The sequence below is a fragment of the Nocardiopsis salina YIM 90010 genome (assembly GCF_000341025.1).
GTDB classification, from domain to species: Bacteria; Actinomycetota; Actinomycetes; order Streptosporangiales; family Streptosporangiaceae; genus Nocardiopsis; species Nocardiopsis salina.
This window is the reverse complement of sequence record NZ_ANBF01000019.1, coordinates 48,691-65,263: the sequence shown is the minus strand read 5'-3', so window position 1 is coordinate 65,263 and position 16,573 is coordinate 48,691. Positions and strand designations below refer to the sequence as shown.

The following is a 16,573-nucleotide window of genomic DNA, read 5'->3' as shown; positions in this document are numbered from 1 at the left end:
GGAGCAGCGGCCGCCGCCCATGGTGTAGGCGTCGCCGCCGACGATGTCGGCGTAGAGCTCGGGCGTCTCGTCGGTCTGCTCGACCTCGACGGCCGCGGTGTTCACGTCGGCGCTGTCGATCAGGCTCTGGGCGGCGTCGGTGTCGTTGGCCTGGACGACGACGGTGTCGTTCTCGACGTCCGGGTACCAGCTCACGACGCCGTCGGCGCCGCCGGCCGCGTCGAGCTCCTCGACGACACCGGCGAGCACCTCGTGGCCGTGGTCGACGACCGCGGCCTCGGCACCGGCGGCTTCGACCTGCTCGGCGGCCGCGGCGTCGGTGACGTGGACGGTCAGGTCGAGGNCGCCGTAGCTGTCACCGGCGGCCTCGGCGGCCTCCGCGTCGATGTCGATGGCCGCGTCCTGAGCCTCCAGGAGCTCCTCGGCCTCGAACGGGGTGAGGCCGAAGTCGCGCTCGAGCGCTTCCTCCATGGTGGCGGCCACGTCGTCCGTGGCCGGCTCGGCCGGAAGGGTGGTCGCACCCGCGCTGGGGGCGATGGCGACCGACATACCCAGCGCCAGGGCGCCGGTGCCGATCGCGGAGATGATGGGGGAGGGTCGCATGATCCCTACTCTCCTCGGGGATATGAACGGGGTTCTCGGGGCGGCCGACCGGGGGGAGGGCCGGCCCCGAAGGAGCCCCGGGGGTGGGACTCCTGGGGGTGTTCACCGAGACGACCGGTAAACGAGCCCACACCATAAGTGCGCATCTTGCACAGCGGAAGCCCGCTATTCGGGAACATCGTTCAAGATCGTGTCGAATCATCGAGACATCCGATGAATAAAATTCTGTGGGGATAAGTCCCGACATTCCTGACCTCGCGCTTTCCGGGATCACGCGTAAGGCCTTCAGATGGTGCATGCGCGGGTCAAGGGAGAACTGTGGCCGGATTCGGCCACGGAACCGGGTGCCATCTGTGACGGGTCCGACACGTACGCGTAACCCCGGAGGTCAGTCAGGTGGCCCCGCCGGTAGCCCCGCGTGGATACCTCGGCAGCCGTTGTTCCGCACACGCCGCGGCCCCGACCGGAGGGGCACGGTCCGGCCGGGCTCGCTGCCTGTTCGCTCTCGAGTAACTAGCACGTATCGGGCCCCGGGAAGGGGGTTGAGCCGCTCGAGGTTGGGCCAAGATAAGGGCGAGAGCCCCGAATGGGAGGAACCAAGCCATGGCGACCAAGGACAACGGCGGTCAGAAGCACGGATCGCGCCGCGAGGAAGAGGTAGAGGAGACCGAGGCGACCACCGAGGCCACCGAGCGCGACGAGAGCCTCGACGAGGACGTCGACGACATCCTCGACGAGATCGACGACGTCCTGGAGAACAACGCCGAGGACTTCGTGCGCCAGTTCGTGCAGAAGGGCGGACAGTAGTCCGGGGCGTGCACGGCGGAGGCGCGGCGGAGCAGGGATCCGCCGGGCATGCCCTAATGTCGTTCCCACCGGACCGCCGGGCCGGTCCGGGCATCACACACAAGGACCAGAGGCGCCCCGCCCGCACCCCCTGCTTCTCGGTGGGCGGAGCGCGAGTGGAGGGAGACGCGTGTTCGAAGGGTTCGAGGGCGGACGGATGCCCGCCGCGTTCATGAGTGCGGGGACATCGTCCTTCACCGAGTTCCTCGGTGCGGTCAGTCCCGAGCTGCTGCCCGGTCACAATCCGCCCGCCCAGGGCGGAGGCGAACACCTGACACCGGACGCGACGACCATCGTCGCGCTGACCTTCTCCGGGGGAGTGGTGCTGGCAGGCGACCGGCGGGCCACGCAGGGCAACGTCATCGCCAAGCGGGATGTGGACAAACTGTTCCGCACCGACGAGTTCTCCGCGGTGGCCTACGCCGGCGCAGCGGGGTTCGGGATCGAGCTTGCCCGCCTGTACCAGGTTGAACTGGAGCATTACGAGAAGATGGAGGGACGCGCCCTCTCCCTTGAGGGCAAGGCCAACAAACTGGCCCAGATGGTGCGCGGCAACCTGGGTATGGCGATGCAGGGCTTTGCCGTCATCCCCCTCCTGGTCGGCTACGACGAGCGCTCCGAGGAGGGGCGCCTGTTCAGTTACGACGTCGTGGGCGGACGCTACGAGGAGCAGAACTACCACTCCATCGGTTCCGGATCGGTCTACGCCAAGGGTTCGCTCAAGAAGCTCTACCGCGAGGGCCTGTCCGAGGAGGAGGCGTTCAAGGCTGTCCTGGAGGCGCTCTACGACGCCGCCGACGACGACTCGGCCACCGGCGGCCCCGACCTGCACCGCAAGATCTTCCCCCTCGTCGACGTCATCACCGAGGACGGCCACCGGCGCGTGGCCGCCGAGGAGATCGAACGCCTGGCCACCGAGGTGGTCGAGCGGCGGGCCGCCCATCCGGACGGGCCCACCGCCCCGCTGAGCTGACCGCCCGGCTCCCACGTCAGAACTCTCCCGACCAGGTAAGGAACGATCCGCGGTGTCGATGCCGTTCTACGTTGCCCCCGAACAACAGATGAAGGACAAGGCGGACTACGCGCGAAAAGGCATCGCGCGGGGCCGCAGCGCCGTCGTCCTGCAGTACGACGGCGGGATCCTCATGGTGGCCGACAACATGTCCCGCACCCTCCACAAGATCAGTGAGCTCTACGACCGCATCGGCTTCGCTGCCGTGGGTCGGTACCCCGAGTTCGAGAACCTGCGCCTGATGGGCGTGCGCTTCGCCGACGTGCGCGGGTACCAGTACGACCGGAGCGACGTCAGCGGACGCCAGCTCGCCAACATCTACGCCCAGACCCTGGGCACGGTCTTCAGCGAGAGCCTCAAGCCCTGGGAGGTGGAGATCGTCGTCGCCGAGGTCGGTGACAGCGCCGTCGACGACGAGATCTACCGCATCACCTTCGACGGCTCCATCGTCGACGAGCAGGGCTTCGTCGCGGTGGGCGGCTCTTCCGAGCACGTGTCCACCCAGCTCAAGGACCGCTTCGCCGCCGACGCGACCCTGGCCTCGGCGCTCAACACCGCCACGCGCGCCCTGGCGCACGAGAACGGTGAGGAGCGCGAGCTGGAGGCCGGCAACCTCGAGGTCGCCGTCCTGGAACGCGCCCGCGAACACCGCAAGTTCCGCCGTATCCACGGCCGCCGACTCCGCACCCTCCTGGATGAGGGCCGTTCCGGTACCGGGCGGGCCGCGGCCGACGATCCGGACGCCGAGGGCGGGGACCAGGAGTGACCTGAGGACGACACATGCGGTGCGGTGCCGCCCCGGCACCGCACCGACCGAGCGGGTGCGGACGGCGCGGCCCTGCCGCCGGCACCTCCGGGACGGGAAGTTGGTGAGGCCGCGTGGAACGACGCATCTTCGGGCTGGAGAACGAGTACGGGGTCACGTGCACCTTCAGGGGGCAGCGCCGGCTGTCGCCCGACGAGGTCGCCCGCTACCTCTTCCGCAGGGTCGTCTCGTGGGGGCGCAGCAGCAACGTGTTCCTGCGCAACGGTGCACGCCTGTACCTGGACGTTGGCAGTCACCCCGAGTACGCCACCCCCGAGTGCGACAACCTCGTGGACCTGGTGGCCCACGACAAGGCGGGCGAGCGCATCCTCGAAGGCCTGCAGGTCGACGCCGAGCAGCGCCTGCACGAGGAGGGCATCGCCGGCGACATCTACCTGTTCAAGAACAACACCGACTCGGCCGGGAACTCCTACGGCTGCCACGAGAACTACCTCGTGGGGCGGCACGGGGAGTTCGGACGCCTGGCCGACGTCCTCATCCCGTTCCTGGTCACCCGGCAGATCATTTGCGGGGCCGGCAAGGTCCTGCAGACCCCCAGGGGTGCGCTCTTCTGCGTCAGCCAGCGGGCCGAGCATATTTGGGAAGGGGTCTCCTCGGCCACCACCCGATCGCGTCCCATCATCAACACCCGCGACGAGCCGCACGCCGACGCCGAACGGTTCCGGCGCCTGCACGTCATCGTGGGCGACTCCAACATGAGTGAGACCACCGCTCTGCTCAAGCTGGGCTCGACCGACCTCGTGCTGCGCATGATCGAGGCCGGTGTGGTCATGCGCGACTACACTCTGGAGAACCCCATCCGGGCCATCCGCGAGGTCAGCCACGACATGACCGGGCGCCGCAAGGTGCGCCTGGCCAACGGGCGCGAGGCCAGCGCCCTGGAGATCCAGCGCGAGTACCTGGAGAAGGTCCAGAGCTACGTCGACCGCCACGGCACCGACGCCACCGGCAAGCGCGTGCTCGACCTGTGGCAGCGCACCGTCGAGGCGGTCGAGACCCAGAACTTCGAACCCGTCGCCCGCGAGATCGACTGGGTCGCCAAGTACCTGCTCCTGGAGCGCTACCGCGAGAAGCACGACCTGTCGCTGTCCTCGCCGCGCGTTGCCCAGCTCGACCTGACCTACCACGACATCCACCGCGACCGGGGGCTCTTCTACATGCTCCAGGCCCGCGGCCAGATGGACCGGGTCGTGGACGACCTGAAGATCTTCGAGGCCAAGTCGGTGCCTCCGCAGACCACCCGGGCCAAGCTCCGGGGCGAGTTCATCCGCCGGGCCCAGGAACAACGGCGCGACTTCACCGTCGATTGGGTCCACCTGAAACTCAACGATCAGGCCCAGCGGACCGTACTGTGCAAGGACCCGTTCAAGGCCGTCGACGAACGGGTCGACAAACTCATCGCCGGTATGTGATCGCAGGTCACAGTCCTTGGCCCCGGGTACGTGCGCTCCACGTCCCGGGGCCGGGGCATGCGCGGGCCCTGCCAGCACGGTCGGCAGGGTGGCCGCACTCCCCGTATTCGGTAGTGTGACCCTGTCCCAGGCCCGAAATCAGAGGTTGTGACTCATGCACCGACGTGCTGTAGCCCTCGCGGTGCCGGCGACCGCCATCGCCCTGACGGTCTCCAGCTGCGGATCCATCCCCGAGGACTGGCGGACCCCTGCCTTCCTCCAGATGGGGGAGGACGAGACCGACGAGCGGCTGCCCGCCGTGTCCGGAGAGGTTGGCGAGAAGCCCGAGGTCACCTTCCCCGACATGGAGCCGCCGGACGAGGAGGTCTCCGGTGTCGTCCACGAGGGCGAGGGCGAGGACGGGCTGGTCCGCAACGACGACCTGGTCGTGGCCAACTTCGCCCAGTACGAGTGGAGCGCCGCCGGCGAGGGTGAGGAGCTCGACCCCGACCAGGCCAGTTATGAGACCGGGGCCCCGGACCTCATCCGTATGGAGGAGATGCCGGACGAGCTGTCCTCCCCGATGGTCAACCAGCCCGTCGGCAGCCGCGTCGTCTACGTCATGCCCCCGCTCAGCGAGGAGGAGCGCACCCAGGCCGAGTCCATGGGCCAGGAGGTGCCCGAGGGCGCCACCGTGCTGGTCCTGGACTTGATGGACCGCTTCGGGGCCGGCGCCGTCGTTCCCGGTGAGCCGACCGAGGACATCGGGGACGACCTGCCCACCGTCGTCCAGGAAGGCCACTCCGAGCCCGAGATCGACGTTCCCGAGACCGACCCCCCCGAGGACCTGACCGTCGAGCCCCTCATCGAGGGGGAGGGCGACGAGGTCGAGGACGGCCAGCAGGTCATCGTCCAGTACACGGGGGTGCCCTGGGAGCCCGACGACGAGGGCCGCAACGAGGTCTTCGACTCCACCTGGAGCCAGGGCGGCACCCCCTTCGACGTCAACATCGGCGGCGGTGCTGTCATCGAGGGCTGGGACGAGGGCATGGTCGGCGAGAAGGTCGGCAGCCGACTGCTCATGGTCGTACCGCCGGACCTGGCCTACGGCGACGAGGACACCGGCATGGGCACCCCCACCGGAACGCTCGTCTTCGTCGTCGACATCCTCGACGCCGTCGAGAACCCGCCGCAGCCCGACCCCGAGGACATGCCCGAGCAGCCCGAGGGTATGCCGGAGCAGCCCGAGGGTATGCCGGAGCAGCCGGAGGGCATGCCGGAGGGGATGCCCGAGGGCGAGATCGACCCCGAGGACCTCGAGGACCTGATGCCCGAGGAGGGTGATCCCGGGCAGGGGTAAGACCCTCTCCCGCATCCGCCGACGCCCCCGCCCCACCGGCGGGGGCGTGGGGGCGTCCGCGTGTCCGGGCGCCCCCGCATCGGCGCGGTACGTACAGTCGGACCACGTTTCAGGGATGTCGAGGGGGAACCATGCAGCGTCGGTACTGCTACGTGTCCGGACTCCGGTTGGGCGTCCCGGCCCTCGAGGAGCTCTGCGCGCAGGGTCGGCCGCCCTCCCTGGTGGTGTCCTACCCGGCCGAGCTCGCCCACCGCTGCGGCTACACCGACTACGAGGACCTTGCCCGCTCCCACGGCGTGCCCCACCTGCGCGCCGCCGACGTGGGATCGGACGAGGCCCGCGACGCCCTGGCCGCCCACGGCATCGACCTCATGATCGTGGCCGGATGGTCCCAGCAGATCCCCGAACCCGTCCTGGATGCCCTGCCCCTGGGCGCGGTCGGCCTGCACCCCGCCCCCCTGCCGGTGGGCCGCGGCCGCGCCCCCATCCCCTGGACCATCCTGCGCGACATGCGCTCCAGCGCCGTCACCCTCTTCCACCTGGACGGCGGCGAGCCCGGCAGCGGCGACGTCGTCGACCAGCGCTGGTTCGAGGTCGCCCCCGACGTCACCGCCACGGGCCTGTACGAGCGCGTCGGGCACATCCAGGCCGAACTCCTGGTGCACCACCTCGACGATCTGCTTGCCGGGTCCGCGCCCCGGCGCGCGCAGAACGGGCACGGCTCGGTCTGGCCGCGCCGCCGGCCCAGCGACGGGCTCCTGGACCTCAGCGCCGCCGGACGCGACGTCGACCGGATGGTGCGCGCCCTGTCCGCCCCCTATCCCGGGGCCTTCGCGATGTTCGGCGAGAGCCGGGTGACCCTGTGTGACGGCACGCTCAGCGATGTGCCCGGAGGGGCCCCGGGCGAGATCGTCTCTGCCGGGCCCGGTCGCGCCTGGGGTGTGACCTGCGGGGACGGGACCGTGTTCGTGCCTGGGTCGGTGCGGGTGGACGAAGGGGTGCGCGCGGAGCCCGGTTCTCTGGCGATGTTCCGACCCGGTGCCTTCTTCGACGAGCCCGCTGCGCACATGGTCGACGACCAGGGCCGCGCCGTCGTCCCCGGACAGGCCTCAGGGGTCGACGCACTCCTGCAGGCCTAGACGGGGTTCACCGGGCCCGTCCTGGAACCCTGCTCCCGGAGGGGCATCGGCTCTGGTGGCAGGCCCCGTAGGAGAGTCGGGCCCGTCGACGTCGCGATGTGGCCTCCGGTGCCGTCAGAACAGCAAGCGCGCGGCGTGGCGCCCGGCCGCCGCCGCGCTCAGGAACGCCGCCCGGTCCTGCCCCAGACCTCCACCCATCGTGGAGACCTGCACCGGCAGGGCCAACACCTCCTCCTCCAACCCGTCCACCGGGATCTGCACCAGGGAGTGCCGTGCCCCCAGGCCGCGGGCCTGATCGCGCACCCGCTCGCCGAACACCCCCGGCAGATCGGGCACCACGACCTCCGCCGGCGCCAGCGCCACCCGTCCGTACGCTGTCAGACTGTGGTGGGACACCCCGCGGTGGCGCAGACGCGGGTCGGCCTCGCTCACCCGCAGCGACGCCACGGCCCGGCCGTCCAGGGCCGCCACCGCATTGACCGCCTCACCGCAGGAGACCCCTGAGAACCCCCAGGGTGTGCCGGTTCCCAGGTTGCCGGGACCCTGGCACAGCACCGCGAGGTCGGCATCGAGCACGTGCCGGGCCTCGTGGTGGGGTGACCCCTGCTCGTCCGCGCCCTGCACCGTGGCCTGCATCGGTGTACCGCGCCTTGACCACGTGCCCGGGCCCCTCACGGTCGGCCGGGAGGCGGTCGGGCACCGCCACCACCAGCGCGTACCCGCCGGTGCCCAGACCCAGGTCCAGCGCCCCGGTGTTGAGCAGCACCGTGTCACCCACCTCGGGGCGCCCACCAGGGCGGTGTGGGCCAGCGCCCTGGAGGTGGGGGAGGCACCGCTCCCGGGCTCCCCTCGCGTGCCGAGCGAGACCGCACACAGGGTGACACCGGGCCATGACGGGAGGATCTGACGAACTTCACCACGGCGCCACCGGATCATGGTCGGCACGGTACCGTCATTGCTGAACCGCACCCGGGCAGGCGCGCCCGCGCCCCCGGCGGTTCACGCACAGGTCGGTACACGGGCGGAAAGCGGGTGCGTCGCATGTCGCGCAGGAAGACCGAACGGCAGTTGAACCTCGTCATCTGCCTGTTGTCCACCCGGCGGTATCTGACCGCCCACGAGATCCGGGAGACCGTGCACGGCTACACCGAGGTCGAGACCGAGTCCGCCTTCAAGCGCATGTTCGAGCGCGACAAACACGAACTGCGCGAGAGCGGCATCCCCATCGAGGTCGGGGCCGGGGACGCCTTCAGCGGTGAGGACGGCTACCGGGTCCGGCGCGGCGAGTACGAACTGGCCGAGATCGCGCTGTTGCCCGACGAAGCGCTCGTGCTGGGCCTGGCAGCCCGTGCCTGGCGCCACGCCTCCCTCGGTTCGGCCGCCTCCGACGCCCTGTTCAAGCTCCGGGCCGCCGGGGTCCCTGTCGATCCCGACGCAGCGCCGGGCCTGACCCCCGCCATGCGCACCGACGAGCCCGCCTTCGGTCCGGTCTGGCAGGCCGTGCGCGACCGTCGCCCCATCGCCTTCGACTACCGCAAACCCGGCCGCTCCGGCACCGAGGCCCGGGAACTGGAACCCTGGGGCATCGTCAACCTGCGCGGTCACTGGTACGTGGTCGGCCACGACCGCCTGCGCGGGGCCCGCCGGGTCTTCCGCCTCAGCCGGGTCCGCGGACCGGTCCGGGTACTCACCACCGGTCCCGCCGTGGAGGTCCCCGAGGGTGTGGACCTGCGTTCTGTGGCCGCCGAACACCGCAGTGAACCCGAACGCACCGCCCGCCTGCGCGTGCGCACCGACACCGCTCACGGACTGCGCCGCCACGCCCAGCGCGTCGTGGCAGGAGAGCGCGAGCACGGGTCCGGCTGGGACACCCTCACCCTCGCCTACACCGACCTCAACGCCTTCGTGGGCCAGGTGGCCTCTCACGGCTCCGACGCCGCTGTGCTCGAACCCGCCGAGGCCCGTACGGCCGTGGCCCAGCACCTGGCCGCCGTCGCCGGACGCGACCCCGAGCCCGTCCCCGCCCCCGACACACCCGGACCCGCGGACACAGGATCCTCCGCCGGGCGCGGGCCCCGCTCCTCCGATCAGCTGCGCCGACTGCTCATGCTCGTGCCCTACGCCCTGGGCCGCGACGTGCGCGTTCCGGAGGTCGCCGCCCACTTCGGTCTCAGCGAGAAGCAGGTCGTGGACGACCTCCGGCTCCTGTGGATGTGCGGCCTGCCCGGATACACCCCCGGGGACCTCATCGATGTTGACCTCGACGCCGCCCGCGAGTCCGGCGAGATCATCATCGGCAACGCCGACACCCTCGCCCAGCCCCTGCGCCTGACTGCCGATGAGGCCGCCAGCCTGGTCGTGGGCCTGTCCCTGCTGGAGGAGCTCGACGGCAGCGGCGTGCCCGAGAGCGAGGCCCTGCACCGGGTCGCACGCAAGCTCCGCGAGGCCGCCGGAACCGCCGTGGCCCGCCTGGCCGACTCCGTCGACGTGCGCGTGGAGGACGACGGCGCCGAACTGGTGCGCTCGTCCTGCTCCGAGGCGCTGGAGAACGGCCAGCGCCTGCACCTGCGTTACCTGCACGGCTACTTCGACCGCGTCGACGACCGGGAGGTCGATCCCATGGGTCTGGTGGTCGAGGGCGGCCACACCTTCCTGGAGGGGTACTGCCGGCTGCGCCAGGACGTGCGGTTCTTCCGCCTCGACCGGGTCCTGGACCTGCGGGTGCTGCCCTTCGCCGCCGAGATCCCCGAGGGTGTGACCCGGCGCGACCTGTCCCGGGGCGTGCTTCAGCGTTCCGAGGCCGACGCCGTCATCACCCTCGACCTGGAACCCGGTGCCCGTTGGGTCACCGAGGAGTACGTGTGCGAATCGGTCACCGACCTGCCCCACGGGCGCGTGCGGGCGACTCTGCGCACCCCTGCCCCCGCGTGGATCGCGCGCCTGGCGTTGCTCGTGGGGCCGGAGGGATGTGTGGTGTCGCCGGGCTCACTGGCACGGGAGGTGCGTGACGAGGCCGCACGCGCGCTCGAACACTACGGCCCGGTGCAAACATCGTCGGAACAGGTCGAGACCGCTTCGTCGCCCACGTGAGCCCCAGCTGTTCATCCGGGGGTGGGGCGTACTCGACCGGGGACGGGATATGGTTGTAGGCATGATCGTCCTCGCTGTCCTATTCGGTGCGGTTCTCGTCGGAGCCGTCACCGTCGCCGCCCTGTCGGTACGGGCCGGCCGCGCTGCGCGCGAGCTGTCCGCCGAGGTGGCGCGGGTGTCGGGGGAGCGCCAGACGATCGGTGCCGAGCCGCGTGCGGGCGGGGCACCACGGGACGGTGCTCCGGCGTGACGGCTCCGAGACCGAACGCGCGTACCATCGACGGCGCTTGGCGGCGCCCCACAGAGAGGTAGAACCATGGGACCGTTCAACGGACCTACCATCGCCATTCTGGTGATCCTGGCCCTTCTGCTCTTCGGAGCCAAGAAGCTCCCCGACCTGGCCCGTTCGCTGGGACGCAGCGCCCGCATCCTCAAGGCCGAGAGCAAGGGCCTGGTCGACGACGACAACGAGGCCAAGGAGGGCGAGGCCGCCCAGCAGGACCAGCAGGCCCAGGCGCAGCCCCAGGGGCAGCAGCCCGAGCAGCCGGGGCAGCAGAACCAGCAGGCGCCCGGCGACGAATCCGTGCAGCACGACCCGCGCCAGCTGCCGCCCGGCCAGCGCATCGTCAACGAGTCCGGCGAGTCCGCCCACCGCAGCTACGGCAACTAGAAGCACCCGCCGCCGAGAACGGGCGGGTCCGCGTCGGGCGCACCCCGCCCCCAGCCACACGCGNCCCCCCCCCCCCAGCCACACGCGGTGACGACGGGCGCGGCACCCCGGGTGCCGCGCCGGACCGTTGTCGGAAGGGGTCGCGTTCCTCCCGCCCGCGCCCCGAGGAGAAGAGAGTGACGGCACGATGAGGTCCCGCCGCCGGGAGAATCCGGAAGCCCGGATGCCCCTCATGGACCACCTGCGCGAACTGCGCGGCCGCCTGACCAAGGCGGCGATCGCCCTGGCTCTGGGCACCGTGGTCGGCTTCCTGATCTACGATCCGGTCTGGGACGTCCTGACCGAGCCCTACTGCTCCCTTCCCGACTCGCAGGTCGTGGAGGGCGGGGGCTGCTCCCTCATCGTCACCGGCCCCTTCGACGCCTTCTTCGTCGCCTTCAAGATCTGGCTGTTCGTCGGCGCCCTGGTCACAGCACCCCTGTGGCTGTACCAGCTCTGGGCGTTCGTCGCCCCAGCTCTCCACGGCCGCGAGAAGAAGTACGCCTTCGTCTTCGCACCCCTGGCCGGGATCCTGTTCATCGTCGGTGCCGGCCTGGCCTACACCGTCACCGCCCTGGCGCTGCAGATGCTCTTCGGCTTCCTGCCCGAGGACGCCGACCCCTACCTGACCATCGGCGAGTACCTCAACTACATGCTCATCATGATGGGCATGTTCGGCCTCGGTTTCGTCATGCCGCTGCTGGTCATCCTGCTCAACATCGTCGGGATCCTGACACACGAGGCCATCGCCAGGTGGCGCCGCGTCATCATCTTCTGCGCGTTCCTGATCGCCGCGGTCATCACCCCGGCCGAACCGATCTCCATGCTCGCGCTCGCGATCCCGCTCGTGGTGCTCTTCGGGATCGCCGAGCTGTTCTGTTTCCTCAACGACCGCCGCCGCAAGCGCCGCGACCCCTCCGCCGGTCTCGACGACGACGAGATCTCCGAGCTCGACGAGACCCCGTCCGCCATGGATGAGAAACCTTCCCCCGTGGAGGAGCTCGAGCAGGCCGACGGAAGAGAGGACAAACGCCCCTGACCGGGAGGGGTTCGCGCTAGGGTCCCTGGTGGGGCACGGCCCCGAGCAGACCATCCCCCGGAGGGGCCCGTCGTGCACGGCGGCCCCCGGGCGACAGAGCGGAGGAGACCGACGTGACCGAGCCGACCGAGCAGGGGCGCGAGCTGCCACCCGAGGCCAAGGGCAACTCGAAGTGGCACGACACCACCCACGCGGTGTGGATGCGCTCGTCGCTGTCCGCGGAGAGCTCCGAGGCGATCGTGGAGGTCGCCGAGTTCGACGACGGTTTCCGGGCCGTGCGCGACGGCAAGTCCCCGGACAAGGGCACCCTGTTCTTCACCCCCGCCGAGTGGGAGGCCTTCGTCCTGGGTGCCCGCGACGGCGAGTTCGACATCCCCGAGGAATACCTGAGCGAGGAGGAGGCCGCCGTCCAGCGGGGCGAGGCCGGGGCCGAGGCCTCGTGGGTGCCCTCCCCGCTCAACACCCCCGAAGCCATGGCCGAGTACCATCGCCGCGAACGCGAGAAGGCGATCACCGCCTCGGAATGAGCACGGCGCACACCCGGGCGCGAGGGTGTGCCGGCCCAACCTCTTCCGACCGACCCTCCCTGCCCGGGTAGTTAAGGACCCCCGCCCATGACCCCCCACATCGCTCTGCTGGTCAACCCCGCTTCCGGCCGTCGTCGCGCCGCGGTCGCCGCGGTCCGCCTCAAGGAAGCCCTGCGCACCGCCGGGGCCCGGGTGCACGTCTACACCGGCAGCTCTGCCTCCGACAGCCGCCGCATGGCCCGCCTGGCCGCCGCAGACGGCCCCGACGCACTCGTGGCCGTGGGTGGGGACGGCCTCGTCCACCAGGCCCTGCAGGGCGTGGCCTCCACGGGGGTGCCCCTCGCCGTCGTGCCCACCGGTACGGGCAACGACATCGCCCGCGTCCTGGGCCACCCGCCGCGCACCGCGCGCGCCACTGCCGAAGCGATCCTGGCGGGCCGTACCCGCGCCACCGATGCCGTGCGTCTGCGCTTGGCAGACGGCACGCAGCGCTACTACCTCAGCGTGCTGGCCTGCGGGTTCGACGCCCGAGTCAACGAACGCGTCAACGGGTTCCGGTTCCGGATCGGCCGCGCCGGTTACGTCGCCGGGCTGCTCGCCGAGCTGCGGTCCTTCGTGCCCATCGACTACGAGATCGAGATCGACGGCCGCACCCGCATCGCCGAACCCGGCATGCTCGTGGCCGTCGGTAACACCTCCACCTACGGCGGCGGTTTGAAGGTCTGCCCCGACGCAGACCCCGCCGACGGGCTGCTCGACGTCACCTTCATGCGCGAGGGGCCCCTCCACAGGTTCCTGCGCCTGTTCCCCCTCGCCTACACCGGTGCCCACACCCACCTGCCCGAGGTCGTCGTCGAACGCGGGCGCACCGTGACCGTGCGCGGCAACGGATCGGGCCCCGCCTACGCCGACGGTGAGCGCATGAGCGCCATGCCCCTGGTCTGCGAGGCCGCTCCCAAAGCGGTCGAGATGTTGGATCTGACCTCATAGTCTGAACGTGATGAGTAGTCCAGCAGAGCGGTACGCCGCCTTCCGTCGGCGCCAGGCCGCCACCAGTGCCGGGATCGAGGCCTTCCAGGGCCTGTACGGCTTCGATTTCGACCCCTTCCAGCTCCGGGCCTGCAAGGCGCTGGAGAACGGCCACGGGGTCCTGGTGGCCGCACCAACCGGGTCCGGAAAGACCGTCGTCGGCGAGTTCGCGGTGCACCAGGCCCTGCAGGAGGGCACCAAGTGCTTCTACACCACGCCCATCAAGGCGTTGTCGAACCAGAAGTACAACGACCTCGTCAAGCGCTACGGAAGTGACCAGGTCGGGCTCCTGACCGGGGACAACAGCGTCAACGGCGAGGCGCCGGTGGTCGTGATGACCACCGAGGTGCTGCGCAACATGCTTTACGAGGGCTCATCGACGCTCTCCGGGCTGGCCTACGTGGTCATGGACGAGGTCCACTACCTCGCCGACCGGTTCCGCGGCGCCGTCTGGGAGGAGGTCATCATCCACCTCCCCGAGTCGGTGCGCATGGTCGCCCTCTCCGCCACCGTCAGCAACGCCGAGGAGTTCGGCGAGTGGCTGCAGCAGGTACGCGGCGACACCACCGTCATCGTCGACGAGAAGCGCCCCGTGCCGCTGTGGCAGCACGTCATGGTCGGAAAGCGCGTGCACGACCTGTTCGTGGAGGCCGAGCCCGAGCCGCAGTCCACCGACGCCGACGGGGAGGGTTCCGGCCGCGCACGCAAGCGCCGCCGTGAACGCCGCCGCCGGGAGGACCAGCCCCGCCAGATCGAGGTCGGCGGCCAGATCCTGCACATCAACCCCCGGCTCATCCGTATGGCCGAGGAGGACGCGCGCACCACCCAGCTCGCGCACCGGAAGCGCCACCCCCAGAACCGGGCCCGCGGACGCATGCGCCCGCGCACGCGCTACGCACCGCCCTCGCGTCCCACCCTCGTGGAGGAACTCGACGACGAGGGCCTGCTGCCCGCCATCACCTTCGTCTTCAGCCGCGCCGGCTGCGACGACGCGGTCCGCCAGTGCGTGTCCTCGGGGCTGATGCTGACCACCCCCGAGGAGGCCGCGCAGATCCGCGAGTACGCCGAGACGCGCTGCGCCGACATCCCGCCGGCCGACCTGGCCGTGCTCGGGTTCGACCAGTGGCTGCAAGCCCTGGAGGCCGGGATCTCCGCGCACCACGCGGGCATGCTGCCGACGTTCAAGGAGATCGTCGAGCACCTGTTCTCCCGCGGGCTGATCCGAGTGGTCTTCGCGACCGAGACCCTCGCTCTGGGCATCAACATGCCCGCCCGCACCGTGGTCATCGAGAAGCTCGACAAGTGGAACGGCGAGACACATGCGCCGCTGACCCCGGGCGAGTACACACAGCTCACCGGGCGGGCAGGGCGCCGCGGCATCGACGTCGAGGGCCACGCCGTGGTGGTGTGGCAGGCCGGAACCGACCCCGAGGCGGTCGCGAGCCTGGCCGGGACCCGCACCTACCCGCTCAACTCCAGTTTCCAGCCCTCCTACAACATGGCGGTCAACCTGGTGGGCCAGGTCGGCCGCAGGCGCAGCCGCACCATGTTGGAGGAGTCCTTCGCGCAGTTCCAGGCCGACCGGGCCGTGGTCGGCCTGACCCGGCAGCTGCGCAAGCAGGAGGAGGCCCTGGAAGGGTACGCGCAGGCCGCCGAGTGCCACCTGGGCGACTTCATGGAGTACGCGGCCCTGCGTCGGGCGATCAAGGACCGCGAGAGCGAGATCTCGCGCGGCCGTTCGGCCCGTCGGCGGGAGGACGCCGTGCGCAGCCTCGAAGTGCTGCGGCGCGGCGACGTCATCCGGGTGCCCGCGGGACGTTTCGCCGGGCACGCGGTGGTGCTCGACCCGGGGCTGCGCAACGACACCCCGGCGCCGCTCGTGCTGACGATGGACAAACAGATCAAGCGCCTCAACGTCGGTGACTTCACCCGCCCCGTCGAGGCGATCCAGCGTCTGCGCATCCCGAAGTCCTTCTCGCCCAAGTCCTCGCGCTCGCGCCAGGACCTGGCCTCGACGCTGCGCAACAAGCTCCGCGAGAACGGTGACGAGTCACCGGCCGAGCGCCGCGGACGCCGGGGCGCCGACGCCGAGGACCCGGAGGTCGCGCGGCTTCGTTCGGAGATGAAGGCCCACCCCTGCCACGGGTGCCACGACCGTGAGGACCACGCCCGCTGGGCCGAGCGCTACTTCCGGCTCAAGAAGGAGACCGACGGGCTGCGGGGCCGGGTCGAGGGGCGTTCCCACATCATCTCGCGCACCTTCGACCGGGTCTGCGGGGTGCTGGAGGATCTGGAGTACCTCGACGGCGACATGGTCTCCGACGACGGCAAGCGCCTGGCCAAGGTCTACTCCGAGCTCGACCTGCTCGTGGCCGAGTGCTTGCGGCGCGGGATCTGGGAGCACCTGGGCCCGGAGGAGATCGCCGCCTGCGCCGCCGCGCTGGTCTACGAGTCCCGGCGCGACGACGACCCCTACCCGCGTATCCCGCAGGGCGACGTTGAGGAGACGCTCGAGGAGATGGTGCGCCTGTGGGGCGACCTGAACGAGGTGGAGCGCCGCCACAAGGTGACGTTCCTGCGCCAGCCCGACCTGGGGTTCGTGTGGACCGCTTACCGGTGGGCGCGCGGCGACCGCCTCGACTCGGTGCTGCGCCAGTCGGACATGACCGCGGGCGACTTCGTGCGCACCACGAAGATGCTCGTGGACATGCTCGGCCAGATCGGCGGCGCCGCGGGCGACCCTGGCGTGCGCCGCAACGCCCGCAAGGCCGCCGACCTCGTGCTGCGCGGGGTGGTGGCCTACTCCTCCTTCAGCTGAGCCCTCGTGTGAGGGCGGGCCCGCCCTCAGCGGCCGGGCCCGCTTCCGGTGGGGGCGGTGGGGCGGCCGGTGGAGGGCAGCGGCCATCATGGTGAGAGGGGCGTGCGGCCGCGGCCGCACGCCCAGGGCACGGGACCCCCGCGGGGGCCTGTAATCCGTACACCACCAGAATCGAGGCCAGAGC

Annotated in this window: 14 protein-coding genes and 1 pseudogene; 13 read left to right on the top strand and 2 right to left on the bottom strand. The window is 70.8% G+C overall.

Going from position 1 to position 16,573, the window contains the following annotated elements:
- Positions 1 to 603: alpha-lytic protease prodomain-containing protein (locus tag D474_RS0102100; RefSeq protein ID WP_017611945.1), on the bottom strand; the 603-nt coding region annotated here is incomplete at its 3' end.
- 603 nt (positions 604 to 1,206) lie between these two features.
- On the opposite strand from D474_RS0102100, the gene D474_RS0102095 reads away from it, so the two are divergent.
- The 6 genes from D474_RS0102095 to D474_RS0102070 all read left to right on the top strand — a co-directional run bounded on the left by D474_RS0102095 (position 1,207) and on the right by D474_RS0102070 (position 7,177).
- Positions 1,207 to 1,410, top strand: coding sequence for a ubiquitin-like protein Pup (locus tag D474_RS0102095; RefSeq protein ID WP_017611944.1), 204 nt, complete (start codon positions 1,207 to 1,209; stop codon positions 1,408 to 1,410).
- Positions 1,411 to 1,579: 169 nt separating this feature from the next.
- Positions 1,580 to 2,422 carry a proteasome subunit beta gene (prcB, locus tag D474_RS0102090; RefSeq protein ID WP_017611943.1) on the top strand — a complete coding sequence of 281 codons (843 nt, stop codon included), beginning with the start codon at positions 1,580 to 1,582 and terminating at the stop codon, positions 2,420 to 2,422.
- Positions 2,423 to 2,474: 52 nt separating this feature from the next.
- The gene (prcA, locus tag D474_RS0102085; protein WP_017611942.1) at positions 2,475 to 3,227 is read left to right on the top strand and encodes a proteasome subunit alpha; all 753 of its coding nucleotides are present in this window, start codon (positions 2,475 to 2,477) and stop codon (positions 3,225 to 3,227) included.
- Positions 3,228 to 3,340: 113 nt separating this feature from the next.
- Positions 3,341 to 4,699 (top strand): Pup--protein ligase, encoded by a 1,359-nt coding sequence (pafA, locus tag D474_RS0102080; RefSeq protein ID WP_017611941.1) that lies wholly within the window; start codon positions 3,341 to 3,343, stop codon positions 4,697 to 4,699.
- Positions 4,700 to 4,853: 154 nt separating this feature from the next.
- Positions 4,854 to 6,038: an FKBP-type peptidyl-prolyl cis-trans isomerase gene (locus D474_RS0102075; protein WP_040702957.1), complete on the top strand. Its 1,185-nt coding sequence runs from the start codon at positions 4,854 to 4,856 to the stop codon at positions 6,036 to 6,038.
- A 131-nt stretch (positions 6,039 to 6,169) separates the two neighbouring features.
- Positions 6,170 to 7,177: a methionyl-tRNA formyltransferase gene (locus D474_RS0102070; protein ID WP_026118096.1), complete on the top strand. Its 1,008-nt coding sequence runs from the start codon at positions 6,170 to 6,172 to the stop codon at positions 7,175 to 7,177.
- Between the two features lie 114 nt (positions 7,178 to 7,291).
- Here D474_RS0102070 and D474_RS27380 read toward each other — a convergent pair.
- Positions 7,292 to 8,113: pseudogene (locus D474_RS27380) on the bottom strand (DUF3866 family protein).
- A gap of 105 nt (positions 8,114 to 8,218) precedes the next feature.
- Here D474_RS27380 and D474_RS0102060 point away from each other — a divergent pair.
- The 7 genes from D474_RS0102060 to D474_RS0102030 all read left to right on the top strand — a co-directional run bounded on the left by D474_RS0102060 (position 8,219) and on the right by D474_RS0102030 (position 16,389).
- The gene (locus tag D474_RS0102060) at positions 8,219 to 10,267 is read left to right on the top strand and encodes a helix-turn-helix transcriptional regulator (RefSeq protein ID WP_017611937.1); all 2,049 of its coding nucleotides are present in this window, start codon (positions 8,219 to 8,221) and stop codon (positions 10,265 to 10,267) included.
- Positions 10,268 to 10,328: 61 nt separating this feature from the next.
- Positions 10,329 to 10,517, top strand: coding sequence for a hypothetical protein (locus D474_RS0102055; protein ID WP_017611936.1), 189 nt, complete (start codon positions 10,329 to 10,331; stop codon positions 10,515 to 10,517).
- Between the two features lie 66 nt (positions 10,518 to 10,583).
- On the top strand, positions 10,584 to 10,937 hold the full coding sequence (gene tatA / locus D474_RS0102050; protein WP_017611935.1) for a Sec-independent protein translocase subunit TatA: 354 nt from the start codon (positions 10,584 to 10,586) through the stop codon (positions 10,935 to 10,937).
- A gap of 223 nt (positions 10,938 to 11,160) precedes the next feature.
- Positions 11,161 to 12,015 carry a twin-arginine translocase subunit TatC gene (tatC, locus tag D474_RS0102045; protein WP_017611934.1) on the top strand — a complete coding sequence of 285 codons (855 nt, stop codon included), beginning with the start codon at positions 11,161 to 11,163 and terminating at the stop codon, positions 12,013 to 12,015.
- Between the two features lie 113 nt (positions 12,016 to 12,128).
- Complete coding sequence (locus D474_RS0102040; RefSeq protein ID WP_017611933.1) at positions 12,129 to 12,542, top strand: DUF397 domain-containing protein; 414 nt, start codon at positions 12,129 to 12,131, stop codon at positions 12,540 to 12,542.
- Positions 12,543 to 12,629: 87 nt separating this feature from the next.
- The gene (locus tag D474_RS0102035) at positions 12,630 to 13,532 is read left to right on the top strand and encodes a diacylglycerol/lipid kinase family protein (protein WP_017611932.1); all 903 of its coding nucleotides are present in this window, start codon (positions 12,630 to 12,632) and stop codon (positions 13,530 to 13,532) included.
- 10 nt (positions 13,533 to 13,542) lie between these two features.
- A complete protein-coding gene (locus tag D474_RS0102030) occupies positions 13,543 to 16,389 on the top strand; it encodes a DEAD/DEAH box helicase (protein WP_017611931.1) in 2,847 nt (948 codons plus the stop codon).
- Positions 16,390 to 16,573: the final 184 nt, after the last annotated feature.